Genomic DNA, 13,850 nt, shown 5'->3' on the forward strand with positions numbered 1-13,850 from the left:
ACGCTGCTGGGCATCATCATGCCAGCGGTTCCCGTCGCCGAAATGGCGGTCAGGGGTCGCGAGATGTTCGTCATGCCGCCAGTATCTTTCCCCGTGACGGCACATGTCAACAGATGACGCGAAGTTTATTCCGCGACGCCGTAGAGGCGATCGCCCGCATCGCCGAGTCCCGGCACGATGAAGCCGTCCTCGTTCAGCCCCTCGTCGAGGGCTCCGACGACCACCGTGACGTTCTTGTCGGCGAACGCCTCACGCATCTTCTCGATGCCTTCCGGGGATGCGACGATGCAGATGGCCGTGACGTCGACTGCCCCCGCGTCGAACAGGAAGTCGATCGCGGCGACAAGTGAACCGCCTGTCGCCAGCATCGGGTCGAGGGCGAAGCACTGGCGGTTCGCGAGGTTCTCCGGGAGGCGCTTGGCGTAGGTCTCCGGCTGCAGCGTCTCCTCGTTGCGGCGCATGCCGAGGAAGCCGACCTCGACGTTGGGGACGAGCTTCAGGAACCCGTCGAGCATGCCGAGGCCCGCGCGGATGATCGGGACGACCAGGGGAACGGGGTCCGTCATGCGCAGGCCAGTGGTCTTCGCGACCGGGGTCTGCAGCTCGTACGACTCGGTGCGGACGTCGCGGGTCGCCTCGTAGCTGAGGAGGGTCACCAGCTCTTCGACCAGCGAGCGGAACTGCTGCGACGAGGTCTTCTCGTCCCGCAGCACCGAGAGCTTGTGGGTGATGAGCGGGTGGTCGGCTACGTGCAGGCGCATGAAATACAGAGTAACGATGCTGGAGGCGTCCCGGTGACATCCGGTCGATGAGATCGTGGCCGTGATGGGAAGATGGGCGGCGTGTCACTCCACGTCGACGAGCGCCTGCACGAGCTCATGGGAATCGCCCTCGGTGAGGCCGAGCTGGCGCTCGCGAGCGCCGACGTGCCCATCGGTGCGGTCGTCACCGACGCTGCGGGCCAGGTCATCGCCACGGCGCACAACGAGCGGGAGCTGACCGGGGACCCGACGGGGCACGCGGAGGTGCTCGCGCTCAGGCGCGCGGCCGAGCACCTCGGCAGCTGGCGGCTCGACGGATGCATGCTCGTCGTCACGCTCGAGCCCTGCGCCATGTGCGCTGGGGCGATCCTCTCCTCGAGGGTCGGCACGCTCGTCTACGGCGCCTGGGACGACAAGGCAGGCGCCGTCGGCTCGCGCTACGACCTCGTGCGCGACCGGAGGCTGCCAGAGCGTGCGGTGGTCATCGCCGGGGTACGCGAGGCGGAATGCGCGGCGCTCGTGCGCGGGTTCTTCCGCGACTGAGCGCTCCGGCGCTCGCGCTGGTCAATCGACGGAGCGGATGACGATCGACTCGGTGCTCACGTGCACGTTGTGTCGCTCGGTCACGTCGGGCTCGACGAAGATCGACTCCGCGTGCGGGGCGGCCTCGCGCACGAGCGCGCGGAGCTGAGCGAGGACGGGAGGCAGATCGAGCACCTGCGGCAGGTTCAGCACCGAGACGCGGACTCCCACGAGCGTCACGCGGTCATCGACTTCCACGCTGCGCACCTGGAGCACCTCGCCCACGTGCACGTTTTCGAGCAGCAGTTCGCGAATGTGAGCGGCGAGTTCCTGATTCGGCACGAGTTCCCCTTCGACGGTGACGAGTAACGGCCAGCATACCGAGGCCACCTTGGCGCGTCTCAGAGCAGGTGCTGCATCGCGGCGTCCTTCATGGTGCATCCGTACAGTCGCGACGCCGACGCGGCTTCGACCGACCCTGTCCTCGGGCAGCGGGGAGGCGGCGCGCGAGGGCGCACGGCGGGCGAATGTCGGTGGTGCATCCGTACAATCCCGGTATGACGGCACTCACCTATGCGTTCCTCGGCGGCGGCAACATGAACGGCGCGATCCTGCGCGGGCTGCTGGATGCGCCCCTCGGCGAAGGGGCACGGGTCCACGTCACGACGAGGTCCGCGGCATCTGCGGCGGCAGGCGAGAGCGATGACCGGGTCACGACGACGGCGCTCGAGTCCGATGCGCGTGCGAACCTCGCCGCGGTCGAAGAAGCTGACGTCGTCGTCCTCGGCGTCAAGCCCTACCTGATCGGCGAGCTGCTCGACGAGATCGCGCCGGTGCTCAAGCCGGACGCGGTTGTCATCTCCGTGGCGGCAGGCGTGCGTCTCGAGAGCTTGGCGGCACGGCTTCCCGAGGGCGCGCAGATCGTTCGCTCGATGCCGAACACGCCCGCGAGCATCGGTCTCGGCGTCACGGGCCTCGCGGCGAACGACTCGACAGGCGAGGCCGCGCTCACGGTCGCCGTCGCGCTCTTCGAGAGCGTCGGCAGGGTGGCCACCATCGACGAGGACCGCATCGATGCGCTTGCCGCGGTCTCCGGTTCGGGGCCAGCGCACGTGTTCCTGCTCATCGAGCAGTACCTCGAGGCGACCAGGCGCCTCGGCTTCGACGAGGAGCTCGCGCGGCAGCTGGTCGTCGGGACGTTCGAGGGCGCAGTCGGCATGGTCGTCCGCGATCCCGAGACCGAGCCGTCCGAGCTGCGTCGGCGGGTGACGAGCCCCAAGGGAACAACCGAGCGCTCCGTCGCGGTGCTGCAGGACGCCGACCTCGCCGGCCTCTTCGAGCGTGCGTTCGACGCCAACCGGCGCCGATCCGCTGAGCTGGCCGCAGAGAACTCCTGAGTCCACACTCGCGCTCGCCCGCACGGCGACGGGCGACGAGGCGATCACTGCGTAGGCTTGGGCACTTGAACCAGGAGCGGGAGGGACGGCCATGAGCGGTCGACGGCACGTCTTCACAGAAGACCTCTACCTCGTGCTCGGCGTCTCCAGAACGGCGTCCCTCGAAGAGGTCCGTCGCGTCGGGCGTGCGAGGCAGCGAGAGTCCCACCCCGACCTCGGCGGCAGCTCCGACGACTTCGTCAGGGTGCGACTGGCGGTCGAGGTACTGACCGACGAGACGACGCGGCGGGAGCACGATGCGTGGCTCGCCGGTGGCGGCTCGCGTCATGTCCGCACCCAGCAGCGCGCGCAATGGGCTCCGACGAGCAGGCGCTCAGCCGGTGGCGGCGGGCGATTCCGCACGCCCCCTCGCGCCAGCACGAAGCGGGACTCGGCCGCCTCCGCCCCTCGTCGCAGCGCCCACGCAGAGCCGGCGACGCGGGACGCACCGCCGCCGTCGCGCATCCCCGCGCAGGTCTTCGACGTGCGGCGCATGGCGTGGTTCCGCACGCGCTGGCCCGAGCAGCCCGCCTACTGGCCGCCTGCGGTCGCCGCGAAGCGTCCGTACACGCGCCGTGAGCTGATGGCGGTCTCGATTCACGCTGCGATCGTCGTCATCGGTGCGCTCCTGCTCCTGATCGACGCGTCGTTCGTGCGCCTCACGGTTCCCACGTTCGGGCCAGGGGAGGAGCCGACCATGTGGCCCGCGGTGCTCGCCTACGTGGCGGTCAGCGCGGCTTGGCTGACCTTGCGACTGCGTGTCCGAGCCCAGCGCTGGGCTCTCGTGCTGTGGCTCGTGACACTCGTGGTGGCCGTCGTCGCTGGCGTGCTGTCGGCGACGCTCGGTGTCATGTCCCTATTCGCGACGACTGCAGGCATGCAGAACCCGGCGTTCGCGAGCCTGCTCGTGCAGGCCGCCATCTACCTCGCAGCTGCAGTGTCCGGCTACTTCGCCTGGTCCGGCCTCACGCAGCGCCGCGTCGCGGTGACCCGCGAACGACTCCTCGTCCAGCTCGCCAACGAATCCGCACCCCCGGCGGGTGACGGCAGGCGAGTCTGGGGTGAACCAGGCCAGACGGCGATGGACGCCGGCGGAACCGCGGGCGGCACGAACCCCATGCGGGCATTCCTCGCGCAGCGCTCGGTCGGCGAACCCCTCGCCCAGCTGCTGCGCATCCCAGGCGTGCGCATCGTGCACGGCCTCCGGGTCCCGGGCCAGGGCGCCGGATCGATCGCGCACGCGGTGATCAGCGGCCGCCGCGTGGCGCTCATCAACGACGAGCTCTGGGCGCCGGGCACCTACGGCATCTCGGCAGACGGCGAGCTCACGCACAACGGCGTAGCCTTCTCCTCGCCCGCGGCGGAGTTCCCGCACGCCGTCGAGCGATTCCACGAGCTGTTCGGCGAGATGTCGGTGGTTCGGGGGTGGATGACGGTCGTCGCGGAACGTGAGGGGGCGCTCGAGGTCGACAACGCGCTCACCTGGCAGCGAGTCAGGCTCGCCACCACGGAATCGCTGCTGCGCGAGGTCGGCGACTGGCTGGCCGGCGACGGCAACCGTGTCGACCGGCTGCTCCTGCGCGACCTCGTCGCGCACAAGCGCTGACGCAGCCGCACCCCTGGGGCCTCCCTCGCGCAGCGGAGAGACCGGATGAGGAATCAATCGTGCGGCTGATCCCCGGGCATCCGCTCGTCGGTAGCGTCGAAGCATGAGCAACCACGGCATGACTCCGACCCCGACCGGCAGTGCACCGCTCACCGAGCAACCCGCGACCGGCAGCAGCAGACTCACGTACGACCATGCGCTGAGCCCGATCGGCCGCGGCAAGGGATGGTGGAGGGGGCTCCTCTTCATCGCGTTCCTCGTCGTCGGCTTCTTCATCAGCTCCATGACCATCGGCGGTCTCGGGATCCTGATCTCGACACTGACCGGGGAGATCAGCCAGCAGCAGCTCATGGACGCCGTCGAGAGCGGCATCGTCCCCATGACACCCGCGATCTTCGTGACGAACAACCTGGCGCTCGCGGCGCTCCTCCCGCTGGCGTACCTCGGTCAGCGGATGCTCTTCGGCGTCCGGCCGGGCACCATCTCGTCGGTCACGGGCCGCTTCCGGTGGGCGTGGTTCCGCAAGCTCGCCCTGGTCATCGTCCCGGTCTTCGCGGTCTACTCGGCTGGGCTGTTCCTGCTCGAGCCAGCCGAGGTCAACATCGACGGCACGGCGATGCTCATGCTCGTGTTCGTGCTGCTGACGACGCCCTTCCAGGCCGCGTCGGAAGAGTACGTGGCGCGCGGCGGCTTCCAGCGCGCGGCCGGCTCCTGGTTCGCCTCACCGCAGCTCTCCTTCATCATCGGCACCGCGGTCTCCGCGACGCTGTTCTGCCTCGCCCACGGTGCCGGCGACTGGTGGCTCATCGGGTACTACTTCTTCTTCGGCGTCATCATGTCGGTCACCGTCAAGTACACGGGTGGGCTCGAGAGCGCCGTGCTCATCCACGCGGCCAACAACGTCATGCTGTTCATCCCCTCCGTGCTCACGGGGCAGCTCAGCGAGGGCATCGACCGCTCGGAGGGTGCGGGTGGCCCGATCATGCTCCTCCCTGCTGCGTTCCTCGCGATCGTCGCGGCGTTTGTCATCTGGCGTGCCAAGAAGGAAGACGTCGAGACGACGACTGCGCCGCTCGTGACCGCCAAGCAGCGCAAGGAGGAAGCGGCGCGCGCCGCCTACGAGCTCTACGCGCAGCAGCAGGCGCAGCTCGCCCAGCAGGCCGCGCAGCAGCCGATGCAGACCTACGGCGACGCAGCCGGCCAGGCCTACGGCCAGGCTCCGGCGCAGCAGTACGGCCAGGCGCCGAACCACGGGCAGCAGCAGCGGGACTCGACGCCGCCAGCCGATACGAACCGGGGACGCGAGTAGCGCCCGCCGCTCTGCTCGAGTGGCTGGGCGCGACGAAGCCCCTCGAGATGGACCCAGTGTCCATCCGAGGGGCTTCGTCGCAGCAGCGTCCAGGAGCCGCCGCAGGATCGGTCAGCGTGCGTCGAACGCCGCTTTCGCCTCGACCGCGAGGCTCGGTTCGCGGAATACGGCGAGTGCAGTCGCGGCGAGCATGGCTGCGCCGTCCGCGATGGTCGCAGCGGCGTTCGGGCCGCCCGCGGCTGCCGCGAACTCGCGCGTGTGCGCAACTCCGTCCGGGATGAGCTGGATCATCGGGTGGATCGACGGCACGACGTGGCTGACGTTGCCCATGTCGGTGGAGCCCGTTATGGGCTCCTCGCCCACTTCACGACCCAGGCGATCGAAGGCCGAATGGGCGATGTCCGCCAGCACGGGGTTCGAGATGAGCGAGTAGTAGGCAGGCGTGTTCTCCTCGATCAGCACCGTGCACCCGGTTGCGATCGCGGCCCCCTCGAAGCAGGCGCGGACCCTCGGCACGACGTTCTCGAGCAGGTGGTCGCGCTCGGCCGCGCGGATGAAGATCCGCAGCGCCGTGCGCTCCGGGATGATGTTGGGCGCCTGGCCGCCATCCGTGACGATGGCGTGCACTCGGGCGTCGTCCGTGAGCTGCTGGCGGAGCAGCCCGATGGCGGTCAGCGACAGCGTGGAGGCGTCGAGCGCGTTGATGCCCGTCTCGGGGCTCGCTGCAGCGTGGCTGGCGCGCCCCGTGAACGTGACGTCGAGTGCCACTCGGGAGAGCGTGGAGCCGCCCACGGTGTTGGTGGCCCCCGGGTGCACCATGATCGCGAGGTCGATGCCGTCCAGCACGCCGCCCTCGATCATGGGCACCTTTCCTGCGGCACCCTCCTCGCCGGGGCTGCCGATCACGACGACGTGGGCGGGAGTGCCGGGGGCGGCGGTCAGGGCGTCCTTGAGCAGGATGCCCGCGCCGAGTCCGCTCGCCGCGATGATGTTGTGCCCGCACGCGTGCCCGATGCCCTCGAGGGCGTCGTACTCGCAGAACACGGCGATCGTCGGGGTGTCCTCACCCGCATCCGGGGTCGACCAGCGGCCCACGAAGGCCGTGTCGAGACCGGCGAAGCCGCGCTCGACGGCGAAGCCCGCCGACTCGAGCTCGGACGTGAGCCGTGCCGCGGCGTGCACCTCGGTGAAGCGGATCTCGGGGTTCGCGTGCAGGTCGGCGGCGACGTCGACGAGCAGGGGCAGTCGCGCTGGCAGCTGCGCGCTCAGCTCGTCGACGATGGCGGGGACGTTGTCCGTTCGGATGCTTGTGCTGGTGTTCATATGCGGTGTTCCTCCACTGGGTGGGATCGGGGTTCTGGGAGATCGGCTGCGGTCGGTCGGCATCAGCCGCCCATCATGAGGCTGTGTCCGGGGCCGACCGGCAGGTCGAAGATGCCCCACACGAGGAGCTGCAGGAGCCAGACGCCCCAGATCGCGATCGTGAACGGCATGACGAGGCTGAACAGCGTGCCGAGTCCACCCTTCGGCGCCCACTTCTGCATGAGGCCGAGCACCACGGGCAGCATCGGGTTCATCGGCACGAGCGGGTTCGACGCGGAGTCCGTGATGCGGAACGCAGCCTGCACGTAGGCGGGGTCGACGCCGTTGAGCATGAACATCGGCACGAAGATGGGTGCGAGGAGCGTCCACAGTGCGGAGCCGCTGGCGAGGAGCAGCGCGGGGAGGAAGACGAAGACGCTGAAGATCATCAGGCCGCCGATGCCGCCGAGCCCCGTCGCCTCCATCGCGGTGGCGCCGCCCGTCGCGATGAGGAGGCCGAGCTTCGACCAGGAGAACCATGCGATGGCCTGAGCGGCCGTGAAGATGACGACGATGAACGGGACGAGCTCCTTCACCGCGTCCGTCATCATGCTCGGCACCTGCCCCCAGGTCGTGAGTGTGCCGGAGGCGATGCCGTAGCTGACCCCGCCGATGAGGAACATGAGCAGGATGAAGATCGGGATGCTCGACATGAACGGGGAGCGGAGGATCTCGCCGCCCTCGCCCTGCAGCGCGGAGCCGGGCAGCAGCAGGAGCGTCGCCAGGATGGCCAGGTAGGTGACGATCGCGACCGCGGCGACCAGGAGCGCGCGCCGCTCCCTGGCGGTCACGGGCTGCGGGTCGGCGTCAGGCGTGAGTGCGCTCGGCAGAGCGTCGGTGTTGGGCACGAAGGTGCCGAGCTTCGGCTCGAGGAAGCGCTGGCAGACGAACGTGATGACCACGGAGAGGATGACTGTCGAGGTCGCGAAGAAGTAGTAGTTCGCGACCACGGACACCTCGGCACCAGGGTCGACGATCTGCGCGGCGCTCGTCGTGATTCCCGACATGAGCACGTCCGTGCCGGCTGGCACGATGTTGGCGCTGAACCCGGCCACGACGGCGGCGTAGGAGGTGATGAAGCCCGCGAGCGGGTGCCTGCCCGCGGCGAGGAACGCCGCCGCTGCGAGTGGGGGGAGGATCACCATGGCCGAGTCGGAGGCGAGGTTGCCCATGAGGCTCACGAACACGACGACGAAGGTCACCGACCACTTCGGGGCCGAGAGCACCGTCGCTCGCATGAAGGTGCTCAGGAGGCCGGTGCGCTCGGCGACGCCGATGCCCAGCATGACGGTGATGATGAGGCCGAACGGTGGGAACGTGACGAAGTTCTCGATCGCGCTCGAGACCGCGTACACGAGGCCATCCGGTGACAGGATGCTCTGGATCGGCACGATCTCGTCGGTGGCCGGGTCGAGCGTCGTCGCGCCGAGGCCCGCGGCGATGGCGGATGCGACGGCGACGAGGCCGGCGAGGATGAGGAAGAGGTAGAACGGATGCGGGAGGCGGTTGCCGACGCGCTCAACGCCGCGCAGCATCCTTCCGCTGAGTCCTGGCGCCTCCGCGAGCGTGAGCTCCGTGGTGTCAGTCCGAGGCATGTGCACTCCGATGTTCGAGGGGACTTCGTTGTCCTGAGTGTTGAGATTCTGCTTTACGGTCCTGTTACGACGGCTGTTCTGAGTTGGAATTGGGTCCAAGATGTTCGATATGGATCTTGAGCCGGTTGAAGTCGCACCCGCGTTGTCCGAAACGGACCTGGCGCTCATCGACGTCATGCAGGAGGACCCCCGCGCGCCGTGGGCGCAGATCGGGAAGTCCCTCGGCGTCAGCGCGCCCACGGCTCGGCGCCGTTGGGAGCGACTGCACGCAGCGGACTCCGCGTGGGTCACGACGCACGTCGGATGGAACTCCGGAGTGGTGACGGCCATCATCGCCGTGCAGTGTCGGCCGGGGACCGTCGAGACGGTCGTCGAGGCGCTCGTCTCGCATCCGCGCGTCGTCACCATCGCCGGCATCACGGGAGATCACGACCTGATGCTGACCGTGCTCGTGCCGAACGTGCAGGAGCTTCGACGCTTCCTCCGAGTGGGTCTCACCTCTCACGGCGACGTCGTGCGGATGCGCTCCATGCTCGTGACTCGCATGTTCCTCGATGGCTCGCACTGGCGCTCGGGGCTCGGCGGAGCCCCGCGAACTGTCGAGGCTCGCGATGGCGGCTCCTCGGCCCCTTCGCCGAGTCCCGCGCTTGCGACGGCGATCAGCGTCCTCGAGCGCGACGGACGAGCGCCGAGCAGCGAGCTGGCATCGGCACTCGGCGTCTCGGAAGCTCACGCCAGGAGGTTCGTGCACCGCGCCGTGCGGTCCGGACACATCGTGCAGCGCATCGACGTGCAGCTCGAGCAGCCGCGCTGGCCCTACTCGCTCGTGCTGTGGATGGTCGTGCCGGCCGGCCGCCTCTACAGCGCCGCAGCCCGCATCAGCCAGCGCCAGTCGGTGCGCGCCTGCGCGGCGCTCGCGGGGGGCAGTGCCAACCTGTACGCCATCGTCTGGCTGAGCTCACTCGCGGAGGCGCCGGACGTGGAGATGCAGATCGTGCAGGACGGTGACGTGCGTGTCGTCGAGCGCAGCATCATGCTCCACTACAGCAAGCGCATGGGGCACGTCTTCGACAGCGAGCAGCGCAGGACCGGTCACGTGCCGTGGGTCGCCGGGGCGGTTACGTGAGCGCCGCGAAGCGCTCCACATCGGAGGCCGAGCCGGACACGATCACGAGGTCGTGGTTCGAGACCACCGTGTCCGCCATCGCGTAGGTGAAGGGCTTGCCCGGGCTCTTCACCCCGACGACCGTCACCCGGTACTTCGTGCGAACGCCGGACTCCATGAGGGGGACGCCGCGGATCGCCTTCGGCGGGTAGAGCTTCACGAGCACGAAGTCGTCATCGAACTGGATGAAGTCGAGCATGCGCCCCGAGAGCAGGTGCGCGATGCGCTCGCCAGCCTCTCGCTCCGGGTAGATGACGTGGTGCGCGCCGATGCGGCCCAGGATCTTGCCGTGTGTCGCCGACATCGCCTTCGCCCAGATCTGCGGCACCTTCAGGTCGGAGAGGTTCGCCGTGACGAGCACGCTCGACTCGAGCGACGTGCCGACGGCGACGACGGCGACGGCGAACTCGTGCGCGCCGATCTGCCGCAGGGCCTCGATGTTCCGTGCATCCGCCTGCACGGCATGCGTCACCCGCTCCGCCCACTTCTGGACGAGTCCCTCGTCGGTGTCGACCGCGAGCACCTCGCGGCCCTGACGCTGCAGCTGGCCCGCGGTCGCAGCGCCGAACCGGCCGAGGCCGATGACGAGCACCGGCGCATTGTGTGGAATCGGCTCACCCAACGATGATCCTTTCTTCGGGCAGCCTGAACAGCTGCTTGTGCTCGCTGGAAGCGAGCGCGGCGGCCATGGTGACCGTGCCCACGCGGCCGAGCCACATGGTGATGGAGAGAATGTACGCGCCCTGCTCTGGCAGGTCCCCGGTGAGCCCCGTCGAGAGGCCGCAGGTGGCGAATGCGCTGATCGCCTCGAAGATCGCCTCGTCGAAGGGCACCGAGGCGAAGTGCATGAGGGAGATCGAGGAGACCGCCACGATCGTCGCCCCCCAGAGCGTCACGCTGACGGCAAGGCGCAGCACATCGTTCGGGATGCGGCGGCCAAACGCCTGGATGTCGTTGACGCCCTTCGCCTCGGCGAAGGCCGCGAGGAAGAGGATCGCGAGCGTCGTCACCTTGATGCCACCCGCCGTGGACGCGCTGCCGCCACCCACGAACATGAGCATCTGCATGGCGAGCATGGTGGCGGGGTCGGCGTTGGCGAGGTCGATCGTGGAGAAGCCGCCGGAGCGGGTCATGGCAGACATGAAGCCAGAGGTCACCGGCCGGAACCACGGGTCCTGCGCGCCGATCGTCTGGGGGTTGTCGCCCTCGAGGAAGTAGATCGCGACCGCGCCGAGCACGAACAGCAGCACGGTCGTCGAGAGGGTCAGCTTCACGTGCACCGAGATGCGCTGCTTCGTCTTCACCCAGCGAGTGAGAGCGAAGATGACGGGGAAGCCGAGGCTGCCGAGGAAGACGGCCGTCGCGAGGCACGTGAGCATCCACACATCCGTCGCGAAGGGCGCGATGCCGCTGCTCGTCGGCATGAACCCCGTGTTGGTGAACGCCGACGTCGCCCAGAAGAAGCCGTCGAGGATCGCGTCCCAGAGCGGCTCGCCCGCGATCAGGAGGCGAGGGATGATGAGCATCGCGATGATCGTCTCGATGATGACGAGCGAGATCGCGACGGTCGCGAGGATCCCGCCGATGTCGCCCAGCTTCACCGCCTGCGACTCGGAGACGGGGCCGGCGTGCGTGCGCAGCGCGTTGCTGTCGCTCGCCGCGACGAGCTTCTGCCGCAGTCCGAGGCGCCGCGTGACGATCGCGCCCATGATGCTCGCGAGCGTCAGCACTCCGATGGCCCCGACCTGCATGCCGAGCCACACCATGAAGTGGCCGAAGCCCGACCAGTGGGTGGCCATGTCGACCACGGAGAGGCCGGTGACGCAGATCGTGGAGACGGCGGTGAAGAGCGCCTCGTGGAACGGAGTCATGGTTCCGTCGGCCGAGGAGATCGGCAGCATGTAGATCGTCGTCCAGAGCAGGATGATGCTCGTGAAGATGATGACCGCGAACCGGGACGGCGTGTGGTGGGCGAAGTCGTCGATCTTCCGGCCGACGGCCGCGACGATGCGCCGCAGCAGCCCATCCGTGTCCACGGGTGCGGGGATGCTCGAGGCCCGCGGAGTGCGCATCCCATCCCCAATTCACTGCACCGTCGACGACGCCGCGCGTGCGCGAGGCGTCGGTCATGCTACTCCTCGCGGGTGGAATCGCGAATCCGTGGCACGGCATGATTCGCTCTGGACCTTGTTTCTGCAGTGCTCTGGGCCATAAGGTGTTCAATTGACACTCACTTCACTTCCGTAACGCGCGGATCATCTGTCACCTTGGAGCTGCAACACATGGCAAACGACCTGTCTGATGTGCGGTTCCTGACCGTTGCCGAGGTGGCAGAACTCATGCGGGTCTCGAAGATGACGGTGTACCGACTCGTGCACTCCGGTGAACTTCCCGCGGTGCGCTTCGGCCGCTCGTTCCGGGTGCCGGAGTCGGCGGTCTCCGAGGCCATCAAGCAGTCCGGCCGCGGAGATGAGCTCGACCAGCACACTGCCTGAGTTCCGCTGGACACAGGGTTACCGGCAGGTGACGTGTAAGCTGACGCGAGCGATGCCGCAGCCCACCGCTGCGCACACCTCGTACTTGTAGATAAAGGATGTTCCTATGGGTTCAGTAGTCAAGAAGCGCCGCAAGCGCATGGCGAAGAAGAAGCACCGCAAGCTGCTTCGCAAGACTCGCCACCAGCGTCGCAACAAGAAGTAGTCGCGACGACGCAGAGCGCCGGGCCCTCGGGTCAGGCGTTTTCTGCGTTAAGGCGCCGCATCGCCGGTCGAGTGCTCGACCGGCGGTGACCTGCGCGCCTGCCGTCTCGGGGCACTCGTCTGCGAGACTCGAGGCATGACGGATGCGCGCGTTCCGAAGGTCACCTTCCTGGGCAAGCCGGGCTGTCACCTGTGCGAGCAGGCTGAGCCGGTGGTGCGGGAGGTGGCGGCTCGTCACGGCGCCGCGCTGTCGGTGCTCAGCATCCTCGACGATGAGGCCCTGCAGCGGCAGTACGGCGAGCTCATCCCGGTCGTCCTCGTCGACGGGGTGCAGCACTCGCAGTGGTTCGTGGAGGCCCAGCGGCTGGATGTCGCGCTCGCGGCTGCGTCCCGCACGTAGGAGCTGCCGGTCGCTGCCAGGGGACTCAGCAAGCGCCGGCGGTCTCGGTGCTCACCCGGCAGCGGACGTCGCCGAGCCGCAGCTGCGCGCCGTCGGGGACGCGGTAGACGACGCCCGGCTCGAACGTCGAGGTGCGTCTCCCGCTGAGGTGCACGCCGTGTGTCGAGTGGTAGTCGGTGACGAGGATGCGGCCCGCGTGGTCGACGTCGACGAGCGCGTGAGTGCGGGAGACCGTGCTGTCTCGGCTGTCGACGCGAACCGGGATGCGGCCGTCGACGGGCGACGGGTTGCGGCCCAGCGCCGCGCTGCCCGAGAGGACCGCGCGTGAGCTGTCGTCGAACTCGATGACGAGGGCTCGGGGCGACGGCAGCGGTCGCGCAGACGCGCGACCCGCCCCCTGCTGCCTGGATCTCTCTCGGGATCTTCGGGAGAGCGTGGGCGATGGTGCGAGCGGCTGTGGCTGTGGCTGTGGCAGCGGCGCTTCTCGACGGAGCTCGCGTCTGCCGGTCCGTCGACGCTCGCCCGCACCGTCCTCCGCGGGAACCGCCCTCGCTGCTCTGGTCGAAGTCTCGGCGCTGCGACTCAGCGGTTCCAGGGCACCGCACTCCTGGCACCGCGTCTCGGCGGCGCTCGAGGTGCAGCCGCACGCGCGACACGTGCCGGTCACCACCACCGGCGCTGGCAGGTCCGGCTCGGTGCGGCCTGGCCCGTCCTCGGCGTCTCCGGGCTCAGCGGCGCCAGACGGATGCACCACCAGCGCGCGCATCCGGTCGCGCTCGTGCAGCTCGAGTCGGACGGGGCGTGCGATCGTCTGCGCGATGCGCGTGCACCGCGCGACGATGTCGGCGCGTGCCGCTTCGCGATCCGACGCGGAGATCCGGTGCACCACGGAGTTCCAGGACAGCTCCCCCTGGCCCTCGACTCCGAGCCGCGCGGTGATCCGCGGCCAGCGGGGCACCGCCATGCCGGGCTCCGCTGGGTCGGACCGTCGCCTC

Annotated in this window: 15 protein-coding genes; 8 read left to right on the forward strand and 7 right to left on the reverse strand. The window is 68.9% G+C overall.

Annotated elements, in window-relative coordinates:
* Positions 1–125: 125 nt before the first annotated feature.
* The gene (gene upp, locus C5E05_RS18115; protein ID WP_104243489.1) at positions 126–761 is read right to left on the reverse strand and encodes a uracil phosphoribosyltransferase; all 636 of its coding nucleotides are present in this window, start codon (positions 759–761) and stop codon (positions 126–128) included.
* An 81-nt stretch (positions 762–842) separates the two neighbouring features.
* Here upp and C5E05_RS18120 point away from each other — a divergent pair, with 81 nt between their 5' ends.
* Entirely contained in the window at positions 843–1,304 is a 462-nt protein-coding gene (locus C5E05_RS18120) for a nucleoside deaminase (protein WP_374953455.1), read from the forward strand.
* Positions 1,305–1,325: 21 nt separating this feature from the next.
* Here C5E05_RS18120 and C5E05_RS18125 read toward each other — a convergent pair whose 3' ends face one another.
* Positions 1,326–1,625 (reverse strand): hypothetical protein, encoded by a 300-nt coding sequence (locus C5E05_RS18125; RefSeq protein ID WP_146080122.1) that lies wholly within the window; start codon positions 1,623–1,625, stop codon positions 1,326–1,328.
* Between the two features lie 215 nt (positions 1,626–1,840).
* Between C5E05_RS18125 and proC the strand changes: the two genes are divergently transcribed.
* From proC to C5E05_RS18140, 3 genes are all read left to right on the forward strand, one after another.
* Entirely contained in the window at positions 1,841–2,680 is an 840-nt protein-coding gene (proC, locus tag C5E05_RS18130; protein ID WP_104342729.1) for a pyrroline-5-carboxylate reductase, read from the forward strand.
* 91 nt (positions 2,681–2,771) lie between these two features.
* Positions 2,772–4,325 (forward strand): DnaJ domain-containing protein, encoded by a 1,554-nt coding sequence (locus C5E05_RS18135; RefSeq protein ID WP_104342730.1) that lies wholly within the window; start codon positions 2,772–2,774, stop codon positions 4,323–4,325.
* A gap of 103 nt (positions 4,326–4,428) precedes the next feature.
* The gene (locus C5E05_RS18140) at positions 4,429–5,634 is read left to right on the forward strand and encodes a CPBP family intramembrane glutamic endopeptidase (protein WP_104342731.1); all 1,206 of its coding nucleotides are present in this window, start codon (positions 4,429–4,431) and stop codon (positions 5,632–5,634) included.
* Positions 5,635–5,745: 111 nt separating this feature from the next.
* Here C5E05_RS18140 and C5E05_RS18145 read toward each other — a convergent pair whose 3' ends face one another.
* Both C5E05_RS18145 and C5E05_RS18150 read right to left on the reverse strand, forming a co-directional pair.
* Positions 5,746–6,957: a M20 family metallopeptidase gene (locus tag C5E05_RS18145; protein ID WP_181059727.1), complete on the reverse strand. Its 1,212-nt coding sequence runs from the start codon at positions 6,955–6,957 to the stop codon at positions 5,746–5,748.
* A gap of 62 nt (positions 6,958–7,019) precedes the next feature.
* Positions 7,020–8,591 carry an AbgT family transporter gene (locus tag C5E05_RS18150; RefSeq protein WP_104243477.1) on the reverse strand — a complete coding sequence of 524 codons (1,572 nt, stop codon included), beginning with the start codon at positions 8,589–8,591 and terminating at the stop codon, positions 7,020–7,022.
* Between the two features lie 109 nt (positions 8,592–8,700).
* Here C5E05_RS18150 and C5E05_RS18155 point away from each other — a divergent pair, with 109 nt between their 5' ends.
* Positions 8,701–9,717, forward strand: coding sequence for an Lrp/AsnC family transcriptional regulator (locus C5E05_RS18155; RefSeq protein ID WP_181059729.1), 1,017 nt, complete (start codon positions 8,701–8,703; stop codon positions 9,715–9,717).
* Here the strand turns inward: C5E05_RS18155 and C5E05_RS18160 are convergent.
* On the reverse strand, positions 9,710–10,378 hold the full coding sequence (locus tag C5E05_RS18160; protein WP_068478414.1) for a TrkA family potassium uptake protein: 669 nt from the start codon (positions 10,376–10,378) through the stop codon (positions 9,710–9,712). The two genes, C5E05_RS18155 and C5E05_RS18160, sit on opposite strands and share 8 nt — an antisense overlap.
* Positions 10,371–11,828: a TrkH family potassium uptake protein gene (locus C5E05_RS18165; protein WP_104342733.1), complete on the reverse strand. Its 1,458-nt coding sequence runs from the start codon at positions 11,826–11,828 to the stop codon at positions 10,371–10,373. The genes C5E05_RS18160 and C5E05_RS18165 overlap by 8 nt, the downstream gene beginning before the upstream one ends.
* Before the next feature lie 210 nt (positions 11,829–12,038).
* Here C5E05_RS18165 and C5E05_RS18170 point away from each other — a divergent pair, with 210 nt between their 5' ends.
* The 3 genes from C5E05_RS18170 (at position 12,039) to C5E05_RS18180 (ending at position 12,855) form a co-directional block, all read left to right on the forward strand.
* Entirely contained in the window at positions 12,039–12,251 is a 213-nt protein-coding gene (locus C5E05_RS18170; protein WP_104243471.1) for a helix-turn-helix domain-containing protein, read from the forward strand.
* A 106-nt stretch (positions 12,252–12,357) separates the two neighbouring features.
* Positions 12,358–12,456 (forward strand): 30S ribosomal protein bS22, encoded by a 99-nt coding sequence (locus tag C5E05_RS18175; protein WP_082775156.1) that lies wholly within the window; start codon positions 12,358–12,360, stop codon positions 12,454–12,456.
* A gap of 135 nt (positions 12,457–12,591) precedes the next feature.
* Positions 12,592–12,855, forward strand: coding sequence for a glutaredoxin family protein (locus C5E05_RS18180; RefSeq protein ID WP_104342734.1), 264 nt, complete (start codon positions 12,592–12,594; stop codon positions 12,853–12,855).
* A gap of 25 nt (positions 12,856–12,880) precedes the next feature.
* Here the strand turns inward: C5E05_RS18180 and C5E05_RS18185 are convergent, their stop codons facing one another.
* Positions 12,881–13,819: an FHA domain-containing protein gene (locus tag C5E05_RS18185; protein ID WP_181059731.1), complete on the reverse strand. Its 939-nt coding sequence runs from the start codon at positions 13,817–13,819 to the stop codon at positions 12,881–12,883.
* Between the last annotated feature and the right edge of the window lie 31 nt (positions 13,820–13,850).

It is taken from the genome of Pseudoclavibacter sp. AY1H1, assembly GCF_002931055.1.
In the GTDB taxonomy this organism is placed as follows: Bacteria; Actinomycetota; Actinomycetes; order Actinomycetales; family Microbacteriaceae; genus Pseudoclavibacter.

What these genes read in the sequence shown, in the direction of transcription:
- C5E05_RS18155 (WP_181059729.1), top strand. Translation starts at nt 8,701, where the DNA reads ATGGATCTTGAGCCGGTTGAAGTCGCACCCGCGTTGTCCGAAACGGAC.
- C5E05_RS18145 (WP_181059727.1), bottom strand. Translation starts at nt 6,957, where the DNA reads ATGAACACCAGCACAAGCATCCGAACGGACAACGTCCCCGCCATCGTC.
- C5E05_RS18185 (WP_181059731.1), bottom strand. Translation starts at nt 13,819, where the DNA reads ATGGCGGTGCCCCGCTGGCCGCGGATCACCGCGCGGCTCGGAGTCGAG.
- C5E05_RS18165 (WP_104342733.1), bottom strand. Translation starts at nt 11,828, where the DNA reads ATGCGCACTCCGCGGGCCTCGAGCATCCCCGCACCCGTGGACACGGAT.
- proC (WP_104342729.1), top strand. Translation starts at nt 1,841, where the DNA reads ATGACGGCACTCACCTATGCGTTCCTCGGCGGCGGCAACATGAACGGC.
- upp (WP_104243489.1), bottom strand. Translation starts at nt 761, where the DNA reads ATGCGCCTGCACGTAGCCGACCACCCGCTCATCACCCACAAGCTCTCG.
- C5E05_RS18175 (WP_082775156.1), top strand. Translation starts at nt 12,358, where the DNA reads ATGGGTTCAGTAGTCAAGAAGCGCCGCAAGCGCATGGCGAAGAAGAAG.
- C5E05_RS18135 (WP_104342730.1), top strand. Translation starts at nt 2,772, where the DNA reads ATGAGCGGTCGACGGCACGTCTTCACAGAAGACCTCTACCTCGTGCTC.
- C5E05_RS18150 (WP_104243477.1), bottom strand. Translation starts at nt 8,591, where the DNA reads ATGCCTCGGACTGACACCACGGAGCTCACGCTCGCGGAGGCGCCAGGA.
- C5E05_RS18170 (WP_104243471.1), top strand. Translation starts at nt 12,039, where the DNA reads ATGGCAAACGACCTGTCTGATGTGCGGTTCCTGACCGTTGCCGAGGTG.
- C5E05_RS18140 (WP_104342731.1), top strand. Translation starts at nt 4,429, where the DNA reads ATGAGCAACCACGGCATGACTCCGACCCCGACCGGCAGTGCACCGCTC.
- C5E05_RS18180 (WP_104342734.1), top strand. Translation starts at nt 12,592, where the DNA reads ATGACGGATGCGCGCGTTCCGAAGGTCACCTTCCTGGGCAAGCCGGGC.